Annotated in this window: 13 protein-coding genes and 2 tRNA genes; 3 read left to right on the top strand and 12 right to left on the bottom strand. The window is 64.4% G+C overall.

Annotated elements, in window-relative coordinates:
• Positions 1–5: 5 nt before the first annotated feature.
• From E5162_RS13845 to tuf, 5 genes are all read right to left on the bottom strand, one after another.
• Positions 6–2,858 (bottom strand): TonB-dependent receptor domain-containing protein, encoded by a 2,853-nt coding sequence (locus E5162_RS13845; protein WP_135945876.1) that lies wholly within the window; start codon positions 2,856–2,858, stop codon positions 6–8.
• Between the two features lie 195 nt (positions 2,859–3,053).
• On the bottom strand, positions 3,054–4,832 hold the full coding sequence (locus E5162_RS13850; RefSeq protein WP_158291313.1) for a tetratricopeptide repeat protein: 1,779 nt from the start codon (positions 4,830–4,832) through the stop codon (positions 3,054–3,056).
• A gap of 8 nt (positions 4,833–4,840) precedes the next feature.
• Positions 4,841–6,916, bottom strand: a complete 2,076-nt coding sequence (locus E5162_RS13855; RefSeq protein ID WP_158291314.1) for a tetratricopeptide repeat-containing sulfotransferase family protein — start codon at positions 6,914–6,916, stop codon at positions 4,841–4,843.
• A 1-nt stretch (position 6,917) separates the two neighbouring features.
• Entirely contained in the window at positions 6,918–7,691 is a 774-nt protein-coding gene (locus E5162_RS13860) for a 2OG-Fe(II) oxygenase (protein WP_135945879.1), read from the bottom strand.
• Positions 7,692–7,814: 123 nt separating this feature from the next.
• Positions 7,815–8,990, bottom strand: coding sequence for an elongation factor Tu (tuf, locus tag E5162_RS13865; RefSeq protein WP_135945864.1), 1,176 nt, complete (start codon positions 8,988–8,990; stop codon positions 7,815–7,817).
• A gap of 250 nt (positions 8,991–9,240) precedes the next feature.
• Here tuf and E5162_RS13870 point away from each other — a divergent pair, with 250 nt between their 5' ends.
• Positions 9,241–9,816 (top strand): DUF7010 family protein, encoded by a 576-nt coding sequence (locus tag E5162_RS13870; protein ID WP_135945880.1) that lies wholly within the window; start codon positions 9,241–9,243, stop codon positions 9,814–9,816.
• Between the two features lie 217 nt (positions 9,817–10,033).
• On the opposite strand, the gene E5162_RS13875 is transcribed toward E5162_RS13870, so the two are convergent.
• The 3 genes from E5162_RS13875 to E5162_RS13885 form a co-directional block, all read right to left on the bottom strand.
• Positions 10,034–10,107 (bottom strand) — tRNA-Gly (locus E5162_RS13875).
• Positions 10,108–10,186: 79 nt separating this feature from the next.
• Positions 10,187–10,612, bottom strand: a complete 426-nt coding sequence (locus E5162_RS13880; RefSeq protein WP_135945881.1) for a DUF6491 family protein — start codon at positions 10,610–10,612, stop codon at positions 10,187–10,189.
• Positions 10,613–10,863: 251 nt separating this feature from the next.
• A tRNA-Tyr gene (locus E5162_RS13885) sits at positions 10,864–10,949 on the bottom strand.
• Positions 10,950–11,061: 112 nt separating this feature from the next.
• Between E5162_RS13885 and rlmB the strand changes: the two genes are divergently transcribed.
• On the top strand, positions 11,062–11,853 hold the full coding sequence (gene rlmB / locus E5162_RS13890; RefSeq protein WP_135945882.1) for a 23S rRNA (guanosine(2251)-2'-O)-methyltransferase RlmB: 792 nt from the start codon (positions 11,062–11,064) through the stop codon (positions 11,851–11,853).
• Between the two features lie 54 nt (positions 11,854–11,907).
• On the opposite strand, the gene E5162_RS13895 is transcribed toward rlmB, so the two are convergent.
• A complete protein-coding gene (locus E5162_RS13895) occupies positions 11,908–12,888 on the bottom strand; it encodes a GIN domain-containing protein (RefSeq protein WP_135945883.1) in 981 nt (326 codons plus the stop codon).
• Between the two features lie 174 nt (positions 12,889–13,062).
• Here E5162_RS13895 and E5162_RS13900 point away from each other — a divergent pair, with 174 nt between their 5' ends.
• Entirely contained in the window at positions 13,063–14,712 is a 1,650-nt protein-coding gene (locus E5162_RS13900) for an acyl-CoA dehydrogenase family protein (protein ID WP_135945884.1), read from the top strand.
• A 3-nt stretch (positions 14,713–14,715) separates the two neighbouring features.
• Here E5162_RS13900 and E5162_RS13905 read toward each other — a convergent pair whose 3' ends face one another.
• From E5162_RS13905 to E5162_RS13915, 3 genes are read right to left on the bottom strand one after another with little or no spacing between them, the layout of a single operon-like run.
• The gene (locus E5162_RS13905; protein WP_158291315.1) at positions 14,716–15,222 is read right to left on the bottom strand and encodes a GNAT family N-acetyltransferase; all 507 of its coding nucleotides are present in this window, start codon (positions 15,220–15,222) and stop codon (positions 14,716–14,718) included.
• Positions 15,206–15,778: a hypothetical protein gene (locus tag E5162_RS13910; protein ID WP_135945886.1), complete on the bottom strand. Its 573-nt coding sequence runs from the start codon at positions 15,776–15,778 to the stop codon at positions 15,206–15,208. The genes E5162_RS13905 and E5162_RS13910 overlap by 17 nt, the downstream gene beginning before the upstream one ends.
• A gap of 50 nt (positions 15,779–15,828) precedes the next feature.
• Positions 15,829–16,980: a DUF819 family protein gene (locus E5162_RS13915; RefSeq protein WP_135945931.1), complete on the bottom strand. Its 1,152-nt coding sequence runs from the start codon at positions 16,978–16,980 to the stop codon at positions 15,829–15,831.
• Positions 16,981–17,069: the final 89 nt, after the last annotated feature.

Raw genomic sequence — 17,069 nt, forward strand, 5'->3', positions numbered from 1 at the left:
AGATCCTAGAAGCGCAGGTTGGCGCCCAGGAACAGGCGACGACCGAACGGGTCGTACGTCGCCGGGTAGGTGTTGGCCTGCTCAGACGAGGTCGAGGTCAGAACCGGCGGCTCTTCGTCGAACACGTTCTGGATACCAACGCTGAGGCGTGCCGCTTCGGTCACGTCGTAACCGAAGGTGACGTCGAAGTAATCGGTCGCGTCGATCTGCAGTTCGCGATCGCTCACGAACGGACGGAAGGATTCTTCCAGATCAACCGAACCGATCCGGCGCCAACGCACGGACGTGGTCAGAGCACCCCAGTACCAGCTGCCCTGCACGACGTGCTTGTACTCAGGCGTCGGCTCGCCGCACTGCGCGCCGAATTTGCCTTCGCAAGCCACGAAGCCAGCGGACGGCGAGTTCTGGTAGCCGTTGCTCAGCGTGTAGGTCGCGTAGTAGTTCAGGCCGAACGAGCCAAGATCAGCAGGCAGGCCCATCTGATCGGCATCCCAGAGGTAATCGACGCGAAGGTCGACGCCTTCGGCTTCGAGAATCGCGAGGTTGGCCGAGGACAGTTCCGGGAAGAACGGGTTGGCGATCTCACCGGTGCTCGGGTTACGAGCGCCCGTGAAGAAGTCACACGAGGACGAGATGTCCTGAATGTAGCACTCGTCCAACAGGTTCTGCAGGCTCGGCGTCGCGATCGCGTCTTCGATCTCGATCTTGTAGTAGTCGAGCTGAACCGTTGCGCCATCGAGGAAGGTCGGCTGCCACACTGCACCGATGGTGAAGGTGTCGGCCACTTCTTCTTCAACGTTCGGGTTACCACCGAAGAGCGATTCGATCTGAGCGTTCGACTGGAACGGCGTGCCGACCGAGGCGGCGGGAACACCCGTCGCGACGCAGTTGGCAACGATCGTTTCAGCACCGAAGCTGCCGAGACCGCTCGAGCACGGGTCAGCCGCACCCGGGAAGCCGTTGGTCAGCGGCGCGAAGAGGTCGCCGACGTTCGGCGCGCGAACCGCGCGGTTGTACTGCGTACGGAAACGCAGCGAGTCGACCGGTTCCCAGCCAGCGCCGACGGCGTAGGTCTGGACATCGCCAACCGTGGAGTAGTCCGACGCACGGAATGCGGCGGTGATACCCAGGCTTTCAATGCCCGGACGGCCGGTGATGAGCGGGACGTCAACTTCCGCGAAGAACTCGGTCACGTCGAACGAGCCTTCGATCGGCAGGGACTGGTTGAAGCCACGAACGTCCGGACCCAGCACGGAGTCAGGACGGATCGAGGCAGAGCTCTCACGATACTCGAGACCCAGCACGACCGCCGGAGCGACGTCGGCCATCGGAGACGCCATGTTCGACAGATTGCCGGAGACCGCGGCCACAGCCTGGGTCGCCTCGATCACGTCGATCTGGGCACCGGTGCGCGACACGTATTCGGCAGCTTCCGGAGACACCGAGCCGGCGCCATTCCAGATGTCGAGAGCCGGGGCAGTACAGCCGCTGGCAATCGCCGTCGGGCCGCCGTCGCAGAGGATCGCTTCCTGGAAGGCAGACACCGAGATGTTGCCGGACAGGATCTGAGCGACCGACGAACGGGAGTAGTTGTAGAACGCGTCGTACGACCAGTCGTCGTTGATGTCGCCGCGAACGCCGAACACACCCTGGAAGGTATTGGTGTCACGCAGGTTGTTACGCGTGCCGATCTCTTCCATCCGGCGGGCAATGCGGATGTCCGCCGTGCCGTCGCCGTTGTTCGAGCTCGTGTCGTTGGTGAACAGGTTACGCAGCTCGGTGGAGAGCAGCGGGTTGTCGAGGTTCACAGTCAGACCGAGCGTACCCGTCGGGGTCGGGGCCAGCTGGGAGTCCACAACGTTGTTCGAGTAGATGCCGCGAACATAGAGCTCCATGTTGCTGTTCAGCTCGTACGTGCCGAACGTGGAGATCATGTGGCGCTCTTGCGGGAGCTGCAGGTAGTTGGTCGGGGCGTAGTTGTACACCTGACGCTCGGCGATCGCGCCGCCGGGCTGGGTCATCAGGAAGTACGGGTCGCCGCTGCCATCAACCGGGTTCGTGTCGAAGTAGTTGCCCGCGGCGGGACGGACCCAGGTCTGCGGGATGCTGGACGAACCACCCGGAATGTACGGATCGGTGCCCGGACCCGGGCTCCAGAATGCGGTCTCGGAGAATTCGCGCGACGCCTGGAACACGGCTTCACGGTGGGTGTAGCCGTAGGACACAACCGCGTTACCGCGGCCGCCGTCGAAGTTGCCGCCAAGCGTGACGCTGACGTCGGTGATCGCCGCATCGCCTTCGTTGGTGGAGAACTCATGCGAAGCGCTGACTTCAACGCCTTCGAAGTCGTCACGCATGATGAAGTTCACAACACCGGCGATGGCGTCAGAACCGTAAACGGCCGAGGCGCCGCCGGTCACGACGTCGACGCGCTCGACGAGCGCGGCCGGGATGTTGTTCAGGTCGACGACCTGAGCTGCGCCGGAACCGACGAAGCGGGTGCCGTCCACGAGAACCAGGGTACGCGTGGTGCCCAGGCCGCGAAGGCTGACCGTCGCGGTGCCGTTACCCGGGTTGTTCGACGTGGCGTCGAAGGCCGGGATCAGCTGCGGCAGAGTGTTCAGAAGGTCTTCGGTGTTGACGACGTTGTTCAGCTCGAACAGCTCGGCGTCGACCGAGGTGATCGGGCTCGGCGCGACCGTGTCGGTGCGCTGAATGCGCGTACCGGTGACCTGGATGACGTCTTCCGCTGCAGCCGCCGGCGCGTCTTGCGCAACCGCGGTGGCACCGGAAAGCGCCAGGCCCGACAACATGGTCGTGCAAAGCAGCTTGGTGGCAAAAGCCTTTTTCGTGCTCATAGTAACTCCCCAAAACAGGCAACAAGTCGTGACGCAGACGGGACCCCTTCCCGAAACGGCACGATAGCTCTGTGAAATACCCTCGCGGCATTCCGACAGGCTGACCGTATGTTCGCGCTCACTGCCCCGTCAATCACGCAAGGCGGCCATGCGGGGAAATGGATCAACTCGTGACAAATTCGTCACATAGCGCGCTCAGGCTGGCACCAGATCGAAGGGAGCCGTGATGCGTTCGTCTGTCGCTTCAAAGGCTTCCACCCCGTGCCACATGTAGGACGGGAAGAATACGGCAAGTCCCGGTTCGGGCCGCACGTAATGCTCCGCCGGAAGGTCGAGGCCTGTGACCCCGGAGCCCCCCAGCCGGAGCCACCCCGATTTCTGCCCCGACATCACGGTGTCGGGCACATGCACGTAATAGCTGGCGCTGATCCATCCCGCCGGGTGGAAATGATCGACATGCCCGCCCCCGGACCGCAGAATCACCGACCACGCGCCGGTGAGGCGAAGCCGCTCGGATTTCAGCTTCAGGAAGGGGTGTCCCGGGTCGTCGGGAAGCGCGGATACGTAAGCCTCGGCCGCTTTCTGAAGCGCGCCCGCAAGCGCCTGGATGACGGGATCGTCGACATCCCACAACCGACCTTCGCTCTGCGTTCCGCCATAGAGAGTCTGATCGAGCGGATGCGTGCTGGACGTGTGCAGACGTCGAATCGAATCGGCCAGTGCCGCATTGAACGCCTCAAGCGACTCAAAGCCCTTCGGCGTCTCGATCGTCATCGCTCTGGTCAGCGTCTCGTAATCGTAGAGGTCGCGATAGCGAGAATCGCCGAGCGCCCGCCAGGTGAGTGTCTTGAGCGCCACATGACGTTGAAGCGAGGAATCGGGCACCTCGTCCTCAAGCAGCGTGGCCGCGTCTTCGAACCTGTGCGCGGAGAGCAGGAGTTCCGCGTACTCGTGGCGCGTGTCCACAGTCGCCTCGCTGCACGATAATGCGGCCTTGAAGTCCTCCTCGGCGAGGTCTGTCTGGCCCGCATGGCGGCGCAATGTCGCGCGAACGCTCAACGCGCCTGCAGACTCCGGCGCCAACTCCACCGCTTGCTCGGCTGCCGCCAGTGCGGGCTCCAGGAGTCCGGCACGCAGGCACATGCGGGCCTTCAGCGTCAGGAGGCCCGCGTCAGGCTGCCGAGAGAGCACCTGGTCGAGCGCGTCCGTGAAGCGATCCCCCGCGCCCTGTTCCCACAGGAAATTGGCGGCATCCTCGTGAATATCGCCGCGCAACGGTGCGCGTTGCACCGCACCCATGAACGCGCCGTGCGCCTCGTCGGTCCGACCGGCACGGCGTAGCCCGTGGGCGAGCTGAAGATGGGCATCGGGCGAGCCCGGCTGTAATTGGATCGCCAGCCTGGCATCCGCGAGCGCCGCGTCGATTCGCCCGAGCTTGCGCAAGAGTGCACTCCGGTTGAGCAGCGTCGGTGCAGCGCGCGGATTCACAGCGAGCGCCGCGTTGAACTGTTCGAGGGCCAGATCGTCCCTGCCCGCCTTTGCGTACAGCCGCCCGAGTGCGCTGAGCGGCGCAGCCTGGCCGGGCATTCGGTCGCGGGCCGCCTCTAGAGCACGCGTCGCCTCGTCCAGGCGTTCGAGCGCAAGATAAGCCAGTCCGGCGCCGAGACTCGCCGGCCCGTGGTCCGGCGCCTTGAGGGAGGCCGACTCATAGGCGGCCAACGCGGATTCGGTTCGGCCGGCGCGCCAGAGCGCATTGCCCAGATTGGTCAGAATAATCCCAGGCTGCGCATGCAACACCGCGGCCTTGTGAAAGGCCGGCTCGGCCTCGTCGAGACGTCCGGCCTGACCCAGAGCCATGGCCTTGAGGTGCCAGGCTTCCGCATCCCGGTCATGATCGGACAGATGACGGTCGAGCAGACGGAGCGCACCGGCGATGTCCCCGGTTCGCAGAAGGGTCACAGCTTGGGTATGCACGCCAGCATTCATGAGCCGAGCAGCCGCTTCCAGAATGGCCGGCGCGCGCTGTCACCGGACGATCGAGCGCTGACCGGCTCAGTGCCTGCGCCCTCACCGGCCAGAGCACCGGTTTGCGCGACGATACCGTGAGCGCGCAGTCCGTCGCGCAGGGGCTCCAGCCTGTGTTCGTAAGCCGCGCTGCCGCGCTTGTGGCTCGCGGTCGGCCCCTTGCGCACCTGCGTCGCGCTGAAGGTCATCACGGTGCGGTCGACCGTATGATAGTCGACGCACTGCTGTTCGAAATCGAGCCCGCACCCGTCGAGCAACCGCCGCAGTTCCGGTTCGAAGGAATCGATCAGGTCTTCGTACTGCACGAAATTCACCCGGCCCGGCAATGCCCGGTCCCAATGGCGCATGATCTGCGCGTACTGGCCGTAATAATGGGCAATATCCTCAAGATCGTTCGCGAAGGGCCACTGCGCCGTGAAATTGCGCCTGAAGATCGAGAACCCCGTCTCCACAGCGTTGCGCCGGATGTGAATGATCGGCGCTTCGGGGAAGAGCTGCGCGATCAGACCGACTGCGAGGAAGTTCGAGGGCTGCTTGTCCGTAACGAAGCGTGCGGGAGGAATATCGAAGCTGTCGTACTGACCGATATAGGTCTGGCGCCACGCTTCCAGACGCTCAGCCGGAAGCTTCCCGCCTTTCCAGCCTGTCTTGCGCATCCAGGCGAGCATTTCCTGGATGATGAACGGCATTGCGGGCAGCTCCCCGGCGGCGGAGACCTCGCTGTGAGCGGAGATGGCGGTTTCCAGCAAAGTGGTGCCCGATCGCGGCATGCCCACGATGAAGAGGGGCATGGTCTTGCGGTCGTACGCGGTGGCCGGTTCGACCGGTGCCGCGAAGGCCGACATCAGGCGCTGTGTACCGGAAGCCTGTGCTTGCGCATCATACCCCGGGCGGGTCTCGCTGATCAGCGACTGTTTGGCCTCGTTGGCCCGCGACCAGGAATCGAAAGCGTCATCGGGCCGCTTTCTGGCGTGGTAGATGTCACCCAGCGCGAAGAGGCCGATGGCTTGCTGATCGGCAGGCCGGCTGTCTTCCTCCAGCAGGGTTTCGAGGCGTTCGAGTTCTTCGTCACTGATTCGCCCGGAAGACACTTCGCAGAGCTGACCGAACGCCTCCAGATGATCGGGATCGGCCTCCAGCGTTCGCCGGCAATAGGCCTCCGCGTCTTGCATGTCGCCGGTGAAGGTGAGCAAGCGCGCCATCCCGAAATTGGCGTCCGGGTTGTCCGGCTCGATTTCAAGTGCCTTTGAAAAGCACTCGCGCGCCTCGTCCACGGACCGGGCGCCAAGACGCAGCCGTCCGAGCGCGGCCCAGTGGCGCGCATTGTCCGGCTCCGCATCGAGCAGGGGCCGGAAGATTCGGCTCGCCTTGTTGTAGTAACCTTGCTGGCCCAGAGCGTAAGCCAGAGCGCCGGTCATATCCGGATCGTCCGGCATGAGTGTGAGGAGACGCTCGGCATAAGCCTGCATCCGGCGCCAGTCGCCATTGCGATGAGAGATGGCCACGCGAATCTGCAGGGCCTCCGGCAGGTCGTCTGCCTGAGGTCCGATCTGGTCGAGTGCGGCGGACGCACCGGCGAAATCCTCCAGCACCAGGCGGGCGCCTGCGAGCCGGAGCGCAACACCGGCGTGATCGGGTTTGAGCTCGAGGCAATGGGCCAGCGCGTCTTCAGCCTCGTCAAACTGCTCCAGCCGCCCGGCCAGGTCGCCCCGGCGTCCCCATGTCTCGAACCGGTCCGGCCCCAGCGAGGTCGCCTCGCGGGCCGCCTCCATGGCCTCGTCGATCAGGCCGGAAGCCTCCTTCACGACCGAAAGATGCATGGCGACGATCGCACTGTCAGGCGCAAGGCTTCTCGCCTGTTCCATGGGCGCCCGGGCAGCCTCGACCGCCCCGCGTTCAGCCCGGCAGACAGCCAGCAGGCTGAGCGCTTCGGCGGTTTCGGGGGCTCCCGCCAGCACTTTCTGGCAATAGGTTTCAGCCGTATCCAGATCGCCGGCCAGCCGCCGTTCGTGCGCTTTTTCCAGATCCGTCATCTCAGCCTCCTGCCGAGGCGGACGCCGGCGGATCATCACGCAGCCACCCGGTAATCTGGTAGCGTCCGGCCGCCGCGAACTGGGTCACCGTACCCACCGAATGCATGACCGTCCCGTCAAAGAGCGACAACATGTTGAACCGGGGCAGAAAGGCCCGGCTCACATTGAGCTCGTCATCGAAAAAGGCAAGCATTCCACCCCAGTCCGGCTCCCAGCTGCGGGTAAAGCCCAGCGTGTAGGCCGCCCGGCGCTCGCGGTCATGGCCTTCATCGGTATGACGGGTGAGAAAATTGCCACGGGCGTACAGCGTGGCTTGCGCATCGGCCTTGGTGATCACGCTGGCGCCGATCACCTCCCGCCCGAATTCGAGAAATTCCGGCGAATTGAGAAACTCGGTGATCTGGTGGACCGGATGGCCGGAATCCCACCCGCTCGTATAGGCCTGGATCATCGGATAGGCGTGATAGAGATAGCCATAGTTCTGGCTCGCCCGGGTCAGCACACCCTGCATTCGCCGGGCCATCCCCTCGCGCCCGAGCCGCGCGATGTCGTCCTGGGTGAGCATGGCAACCTGCTCGCGCCCGCCCGGCTCGAAAGACGGCTCTGGAAAGACCAGCCGCCAGCTCAGGGTTCGCATCAGGACTTCTTCGATCGCCGCCGCAGTCTCTTCAGCGAAAATCTCGGGAATGCGCACGAGCTTGTCGCGAGCGTAAGCCTCCGCAAACGGTGCCGGATCGAGGTCCGGATTGAGCCTCAGTTCGATGTCTCGCGCCATGCTAAAGTCGCCCCGCCAGTCTGGTGTCCGGCGCAGTCTATCCCGCTCATCGCAAAGAAAAAGGGCGGCTGCCATGTGACAGCCGCCCTGGTTCGATCGTGTCGCCTGGTGAGGCGGCGCGATTTACTCGATGATCTTGGACACCACGCCGGCGCCGACCGTACGACCGCCTTCACGGATGGCGAAGCGCAGCTTCTCTTCCATCGCGATCGGCTGGATCAGCTCGACATTCACTTCCACATTGTCGCCCGGCATCACCATCTCGGTGCCCTCTTTCAAGGTCACCACACCGGTCACGTCCGTCGTGCGGAAGTAGAATTGCGGACGATAGTTGGAGAAGAACGGCGTGTGACGCCCGCCCTCTTCCTTCGTCAGGATGTAGGCCTCGGCCTCGAACTTCTTGTGCGGCTTGATCGAGCCGGGCTTGCACAGCACCTGGCCGCGCTCCACGCCCTCGCGGTCGATACCGCGCAGCAGAAGACCCACATTGTCGCCCGCCTGGCCCTGGTCGAGCAGCTTGCGGAACATCTCAACGCCCGTGCACGTCGTCTTGACCGTGTCGCGGATACCCACGATCTCGATCTCGTCGCCCACTTTCACGATGCCGCGCTCGATACGACCGGTCACAACCGTGCCCCGGCCCGAAATCGAGAACACGTCCTCGATCGGCATCAGGAATTCGCGGTCGATCGGGCGTTCCGGGGTCGGGATGAACTCGTCCACAGCCGCCATCAGCTCGCGGATCTTGTTCTCGCCGATCTCGGGATCACGCCCTTCCATCGCCGCCAGCGCAGAGCCGGCCACGATCGGAATGTCGTCGCCCGGGAAATCGTACGAGGACAGAAGCTCACGCACTTCCATTTCGACCAGTTCGAGCAGCTCTTCGTCGTCGACCTGGTCAACCTTGTTCAGGAACACGACCAGAGCCGGAACGCCAACCTGGCGCGCCAGAAGAATGTGCTCGCGCGTCTGCGGCATCGGGCCGTCGGCCGCGTTCACAACCAGGATCGCGCCGTCCATCTGCGCCGCACCCGTGATCATGTTCTTCACATAGTCGGCGTGGCCCGGGCAATCGACGTGCGCGTAGTGACGACCCTCGGTCTCGTACTCGACGTGAGCCGTCGAGATCGTGATCCCGCGTGCCTTCTCTTCGGGCGCACCGTCAATCTGGTCATAGGCGCGAAAATCGCCGAAATACTTCGTAATCGCCGCCGTCAGCGTCGTCTTGCCATGGTCAACGTGACCAATCGTGCCGATGTTCGCGTGCGGCTTCGTGCGTGCAAACTTTTCCTTAGCCATCTCGCTCAACCTTCATGATGGGATGGAACGTAAACGGCGCGAGGACCGCACCGCGAAACTGAGCGCGCGGGATAGCGCCCGCCGACGCGAAAGGCAAGAGGGTGTGGCGGTAGGCTCATACGCCCGCCTCGGTCGCTATCTCGCTCCGCGTCGAAAAAGCCAAACGATGAACGCCGAATCCTTGACATAGACAGGGCACCGCTCACTAATTCACTTTGTGGCCCTAACCTGTTAACCGTGGAACCCGCGTATGCTTGATCAGACTGCACTCGATGCAGAACGCCGCCGCCTGTTTGCCGCCAACCGCGCGGGCCTGCCCATGCCGGTGGCGGGCCTTGTGGTCTTCACGGCTTTGGCTATCGCCTCGGTCTTTGTCGATTACGCCAGCTGGATGCTGCTGTGCGCCTATGCGCTGGGGGCGATCTTCCCGATTGCGATGGCGCTGCAGGCGCCACTCAAGGCGCCCTTCTTCAAGACAAAATCTCCGCTGAACGGCGTGCTTTTGCCGGCGGTGATCGCGGCAAATCTCCACTGGCCGGTCACGGTGGCGCTGATGCTCGAAGCGCCAGCGCTCTTCCCGCTCGCGCTTGGTATGTCCACGATCGGAATCTGGGCTGTGGTCGGCTGGATGTATGCCAGCCCGGTTGGTCTGATGCATACGCTGATCCGGGTCGGCGGCGTGACGGCGCTCTTCCTTCTCCTGCCTGACACGGAAAACCAGGCGACGGCCATTTCCGCCTTCGTCGCTCTCGTCTACGCGATTTCGATTGCCGGCTTTGTCATCGAGCTGAACGCCCGCACCAAAACCGGAAGCGCGCCGGCCTGAATTTGACGGCGCGGCGCTGGCCACAGAATCCGCCGCGTGTCCGGTAGGGGCCGAACTCGCACGTGTTCGGAAAGGAGGCTGGGCCGTCATGGCCGTCTCCGCGTGGTAGCGCGCGCAGCCTAGGCCTGACATCGCAGAGCGTGGACAACGCGGCGCCGCGTGTCCGGGCCAAGGCATCCGCAGAATGTTTTTGGGACAAGCGCTTACCGCAAGAGGCTGGAGCGGGTGGCGGGAATCGAACCCGCGTATGCAGCTTGGAAGGCTGCCGTTCTACCATTGAACTACACCCGCGAAAGGCGCTCGTTTCTTATTGGCGATCTTTGCCGCGCGAAGCAAGCCTCACAGGTAGACCGGGTGCAGATCGAGGCCCCTACCCGCCGGCATCCGGATTCCATTCGTGGATGGAACTGATCAGGCAGGCCCGCGGCGCGGCCAGACCGGAGTAATCGGACGCGAACAGCGTTTCGTAGGGAATGAGGGAGTCCCCACGCGTCAGGCAGGACGAGAACGCATCGAACCGAATGGATTGCGCCCAGTCGAGATTGGGGCAGTAGCCGAATGTCTCGATGAGATAATGTTCGTTGACGCCGGCCTCGACGACAATGGTTCGGTCGGTCGCCTGGCCGAAACCGTCGATCTGGCTGGTAAAGCAGATGCGGTCGGCACGCTCTCCCAGACGCGGGTCATCAGCGAAGCGGGCAACACCGTCGGGCTCGTCGGTCGCCGCGGTTTCGCACGCTGCCGCCGTGAGTCCCACTGCTGCGCCGGCAAGAAGAATCGAGAACTTGCGGATCATGAATTCGGCTCCTCGAACAGTTGGTCGAATCGGCTTCGCAACGAGCCTGATGCCGCCCGGGTTCCGGGAGATGCGAATTTTTTACGTTCGCTTTGAATGCTATCGGAGGGGTGAACAGGGAAAGACGTCCGGGCGGCCACACAGATGTGTTTGCACGAGGTCGGCGCCCCTGGGGGCGCCGCGCCGAGCGGAAGCGCGACCGGGCCGGCTCTTCGAACTGCGAGAAAGGCGGGCTGGTGCGTGACGGGAAATGGTGGAGGGGGCTGGATTCGAACCAGCGTACGCCGAAGCGGGCAGATTTACAGTCTGCTGGATTTAACCACTCTCCCACCCCTCCAAAATACCACCGGGTGGTCCAGCTCAAAAAACCGCCCCGCTGAACGGTGTTGCGTTCGACCGCTGACCGTCCTAACGAGGCTGCTCCCCGATTTGGAGCGCGGACTATACTGATGGCCCATGAGCGGCGCAACACCCCGAAAAAGCCCGATGCAGCACGTTCTGCAGGCAAGATAACCGAGATCGAAGAAGGCTGGATCTGGGGCCGTCACGCGGTTCTGGCAGCGGTCGCAAACCCGCGCCGGCAGATCCTCGAGCTGTACGTGTCAAAGAATGGCGCGCGCGATCTGGCGGACGGGACGCCTTTCACCGAAGAGCACCCCGATTCGATTGCCCGGCGCCTGCCCGAAGGCGCGGTCCATCAAGGCTTCGCCGCGCGGGCGAAGGCACTTGATCCTGCCTCGCTGAAATCGGTCGCCGACCCGACGCACGGCGTGCTGGTCGTGCTCGACCAGATTACCGATCCGCACAATGTCGGCGCGATCTTCCGCTCCGCGGCCGCCTTTGGCGCGCGCGCGGTCATCCTGCAGGACCGCAAGTCCCCGCCCCTGTTCAGCACGGTCTGCAAGTCGGCCGTGGGGACGGCTGAATCCATCGACCATGTGCGCGTGGTGAACATCGCCGACGCTCTGGACGAGCTGCGCGATGCGGGACGGACCGTCCTGGGACTCGCCGGGGAAGCCAGCCTCAGCCTCGCCGATGCGGTGCGCGAGGCGGCCGGGCCGGGACTGGTCCTGGTGCTGGGCGCCGAGGACAAGGGATTGCGTCCGCGCGTGGCCGATCACTGCGATGCGCTGGTGCGCATTCCCATGAGCGACAAGGCGGAAAGCCTCAATGTCTCGACGGCTGCCGCCGTCGCGCTCTACGAGGCCTCCCGCTATAATCCCAAGCTGTATCCGCAGTAGGGCGGGAAGCTCGCGCGGCCGGCCGGCAGCCAGACACGCGAGCCTGTCCCTGCATCAGTCGCGGATGACGAAGCGGCCACCGCCGGTGCGGTTGATCCGGGCATCGCCGGAGGTCGAGTCCACGACAATATCGCCCCCGCCGGAGAGGCGGACCTGCGGGTCGCTGGCGTGCCCGTCAAACACAATATCGCCAGAGCCGCTGGTGCGTGCTTCAAAGCTGCTGGCCGTCCCGCCGCCAATGTCGATCGAGCCGCTGCCGTTCGAGGTCAGATCGAACGCGCCATCCGCACGGCCGGCTTCGAAATCACCGCTGCCGTTTACCGAAACGGTCAGCGCGCCGGCCTGGCCGATCTCGACATCTCCGGACCCGGCGATGCGTACGGTCGACCCGTTCATCACGCGATCGACCTCGATATCGCCCGATCCGGCGAGGCTGATATCAAGCGTGCGCACCTCGTCCGCGGTGATGTCACCGGATCCCGCAAGCCGGATCGACAGCGCGTTCACGTCCTCCAGATCGACATCGCCCGAACCGCTTACCGACACCTCGGCAGTCCCGGCCACATCGCCAACCTGGATGTCCATCGAGCCGGCAAGCGCGATATCGGCGTCGCCGGATATGTGGCCGGCCGCGAAATCACCACAGCTCGACGCGCTGAGATCCAGTCCGCCGAGATTTCCGGCCCGGCCCTCAAAGATGCTGTCGCCAACCACCAGCGTGGTTCCGGCAGGTACCGTGATCTCGATGTGAGGATATTCGGAGAAGGCAAGGCGCTCTCCGCCGCGCGGACCCAGCCGTGTCGTGCCCGTCAGGCCGGAGCGGCACTGCCAGCGCCGGGTGTCCTGACCGCCATCGACATGCAACCCGTCGGCACGCTCGGAAAAGCCTGGCTCGGGTCCAGCGCCGCGGCGTGCCAGGCGCGCGGAAAGAGAAGCGCCTTCACTAACGGTGATCTCGCCCACGAAATCTTCGATGCGAACGACAGGGCCGGCCGACTGCAGGGCCGAGGCGGCGAGGAGCGTAGTCAGGATCATTGTTCAACCTTTCGAACGTCTGTTGCACACCCTTCTGCACTGAAGGTCTGTGCTATTATGGTGTTATAGGGCTGAATACTGTTCGCATACGCTCGCCGTGACACGTTAAACCTTGTCCATTCACGGTCTGAGCCGTCACTGGCCTGGCCCACACGAAGTCCGGGAAACCCGTCCATGACCCATTTCAAACCGCGCACCGAGCTTTCCACCCACGAGGTGTTCAACCAGTCCGAGCCGATGACAGGCTATAACGCCTTCAGCGACGATGTGATGGTGCGCGAAGCGATCGGGCGGACCGGTGCGAAGGTCCATGCCGAACGGCTGTCCGGGTTCGGCGCGCGCATCGGGTCGCAGGAGGTTCAGGACTGGGCGGTACGCGCCAATGCGAACCCGCCCGTGTTCAAGCCCTTTGACCGGTTCGGCCAGCGCCTGGACGAGGTCGAGTTTCATCCCGACTATCACAATCTGATGGATCTCGGCCTGTCGCACGGCGTGTCGAGCGCGGCCTGGACGGTCGATCAGGGTGGACACAGCCTGCATGCCGCCCTGCTGATGCTCATGGGCGATGCCGATGCCGGCGTGTGCTGCCCGATGTCGATGACCTATGCCTGCGTGCCTGCACTGCGCCACGCCGACTGGGCCGGCGACTGGATCAAGGGCGCGACGGCCGGGGCCTACGATCCCCGCTTCCTGCCCGCAAACGAAAAGTCCGGCCTGACCCTGGGCATGGCGATGACCGAGAAGCAGGGCGGATCGGATGTGCGGGCCAACACCACGCAGGCGCGCCCGATCGGCGGCGACGAAGTGGAGTTGACGGGACATAAATGGTTCTGCTCGGCGCCGATGAGCGACGCCTTCCTGACACTGGCCTATCTTGAGGGAGAAGAGGCGCTGTCCTGCTTTCTGGTGCCACGCTGGCGCCCGGACGGCACGCGCAACACGATCGAGATTCAGCGCCTGAAGGACAAGCTCGGCGACAAGTCGAACGCTTCCTCCGAGATCGAATACAAGGCCGCCTGGGCGCGGCGCGTCGGCGAACCGGGGCGCGGCGTGCGCACCATCATCGAAATGGTCAACCACACCCGCCTCGATTGCCTGGCCGGGTCGGCCGGACTGATCCGCCAGGCCGCGGCCGCCGCGGTCTGGCACAGCGACCGGCGCAATGCCTTCCAGCGGCGCCTGGTCGATCAGCCGCTGATGCGCGAAGTCCTCGCCGAGCTCTCGATGGAGGCCGATGGCGTGATCGCGCTCGCCTTCCGGGTTTCGGAAAGCTTTGACCGGGCCGGAGAGGACGAGCACGAGGCCGCGCTGGCCCGCGTCCTGACACCCCTGGCCAAATACTGGATCTGCAAGCGCGCACCCTATCTCGTCTATGAAGCGATGGAGGCCCATGGCGGCGCAGGCTATGTCGAGGAACACCCCTTGCCACGCATGTTCCGCCAGAGCCCGCTCAATGCGATCTGGGAGGGGTCCGGCAATGTCATCGCGCTGGACGTGCTGCGCGCCCTCTCCCGCGACACCGCCGCCCGCGACGCACTTGCCCGCGAGCTTTCCAGCGTGACCGGCCGCCACCCTGCCCTAGACGCGCGCATTCGCGACCTTTCCCGCATGGTGGAAACCGGTGTGGGCGAAGCCGATGCGCGCCGCTTTGCGGAACATGCCGCGCTCGCCTTGACCGCGGCGAGCCTCATCCGGGCGGGGCTCGACCCCGTCGCGGAGGCCTTTATCGGCCGGCGGATAGAAGAGAGCGCCATCATGCTGGGCGCGGGATCGGCCCGGATCGACAGCGACACGCTGATCGGCCGGGCGCGGCTGACCGTGTGATCGTCAGGCCTTCTTGACCATCACGCGGGAAACGGTCTGGTAGCCGTGCCGCTCGAAGAAGGCGTGTGCGCCCTCATTGCGCAGACCGCTCTCCAGGGCCAGCCAATCGGCGCCCGCATCGCGTCCTGCAGCTTCCACATAGCGCAGCAACGCCGTTGCAATTCCTGTCCGGCGACGGCCCGGGTCCACGATTAGGTCTTCCAGAGTCGCGACCGTGCGGCCGTCCTCGCGCTGGACGTTCAGGCAGGCGAGCCCCGCCCAGCCCTCCTCGTCGCGCACGGCAAAGCGCCGCGTCGCCGCACCCGTCGCGGCAAACTCGCGTTCGATGATCCCGGCGAAGTCCTCGTGCCAGCGGTCAGGCGCCGCCGCCCGGCCCCACAGAATTTCGGAGTGGGAGATATACTCGGGAAGCGGGCGAAGCTGGGACGCAAACCAGCGTGCCAGGTCGCGCAAGGCCCTGGGGTCGCTGACCTCGACAATCCTGATCTCGGCGTCACGATTTACGTTCAAGGTCTTTGAGCCATTTGCGGACGATCTTGCAGTCCATAACCTTGGCGACGTGGCCGAAGAAATACGCTCTTCGCTCCTCGTCGCCGGCGAATTCATCATAGCGCTCGACCGGCTCGTCGAACACGTCGCGCAGCACGTCGGTGTAGTTCTCGCGCAGCTCAGGCCACTGGGCGCGAAAATACCAGGACTGTGTCGTGGCGTGGAACCAGATCACCCAGCTGCCGAGGATTTTCGGATCGAAGCCGCCCTCCTGCCGCAAGCGCAGCGCGATCTCGAACAGGTTGAGGCATTGCAGATAGAAATTCCCCGCCACGCTCTCGTCGCCCGGTCCGGGCGTCCACTCGCCGGGCCGAGTCTCTTCCATGAAGGGCTCCAGCCGGGCGCCATACTCTGCCTCGTACCGGAACACCTCGTTGGAGGAGAGCTCGAGCGACAGGTAATTCTCCTGTTTCCTCAACTGGATCATCTTGCGTTGCTGCAGCAGGAAAACGACAAGGGACACCAGCAGAGCCGCGAATGCGACGACCGCTTCCATTGATGTTTCAAGCCCGAACATCCCGCCTCCACTCATTCCTGCCTGCAGCCCGTACTGGCCAGCGTCATTGCCTAACCGACGAGCCAGTAGATACCGAGCGCGATCGGGGTGCCGATCACATAGCCCAGCACGCCGGCGAGCACGCCGGGCGTGACCAGATCCTTCCAGCCCTTGGCCGCCGCCAGCGCGGGCGCGGTTGTCGCGCCCAGAATGGCGGCGTTGGACGCGATGATCATTTCCGGCAGGGACAGGCGGGCAATCGAGCCGACAGCCAGCATGATCACAGCATGGATCGCGATCAGCACCGCGATGAAGGCCATGATCATCGGGGCCTGCGAGATCATGTCAGCAACGTTAGCACCCGCAGCGATGGCCCCGAAGAAGACGAAGGCGAGCACCACGCCCAGCTCGAACCCGCCATGAAGCCTGGCCATCTGCCGAGGCAGAAGCGTTGCCGGCGCGACCGCCAGGACCGTGATGAGCACGTAGCGCAGGCCCGGAATACCGATGGCCTGCGTGATGAAATCAGCGATTGCCACGACGAGCAGCGCGAAAGTGAGCGTCAGGCCCAGGCTCAGAGGCGTGGCCGCATTTGCGCTCGTTTCGCCGGTCTCCGCGACCGTGCCAGTCGTGTGGTCGCGCGTCACGAAGCGCCGGGCAAGCCAGGCGATGCCGGGCAGGATGGCCAGGATCGCCAGATAGGTGGCGCTGGCCAGATGGTCTGCCGCGACGATGGCCGAGACGAGCGCCGGTTCGTTCGCGGCGAGGCCTGTCTGCTCGACCAGCGGCCCGAAATTGACTGATCCGCCGATATAGCTGGCGGTCAGCGATCCGGTGATCGCGGCTTCCAGCTCGCCCAGATCGAGCAACAGCCCGGCCAGCAACGCGCCTGCCACCGTCGCGACCGAGCAGATCAGGAAGGCCGCGCTGATGCGCGTGGTCTCGAAGATGATCCGCCGCAGATCCGCCTTCATCAGAAAGAGCGGAATCAGGATGGGCACAAAATACGCGAAGACAAAATCGTACGCCGCCGCGTCGAAGGGCAGGATGCGCAGGTTCGAGGCGAGAATGGCAAGCAGGATCGTCCAGACCGTTCCGGTCAGCAGTGCGCCGATCCGCGTCTTCTCCAGCAGAAAGCCGATGCCGGCGATGGTGAAGAGCGCGGCCATCACGGCGATGTTGTTTCCGGCCGGGATCAGGGACGAGGCCTCTACACCCTCCATCGGAGCCATCCTTTCTGTCGTGTCTGTCTCGCGTGTCTTGCGTCGGGCAGACATAAGCCGCGGCGAGCGGGCCGCAAGGTGGTCACACC

The organism is Marinicauda pacifica, assembly GCF_004793635.1.
Taxonomy (GTDB): domain Bacteria; phylum Pseudomonadota; class Alphaproteobacteria; order Caulobacterales; family Maricaulaceae; genus Marinicauda; species Marinicauda pacifica.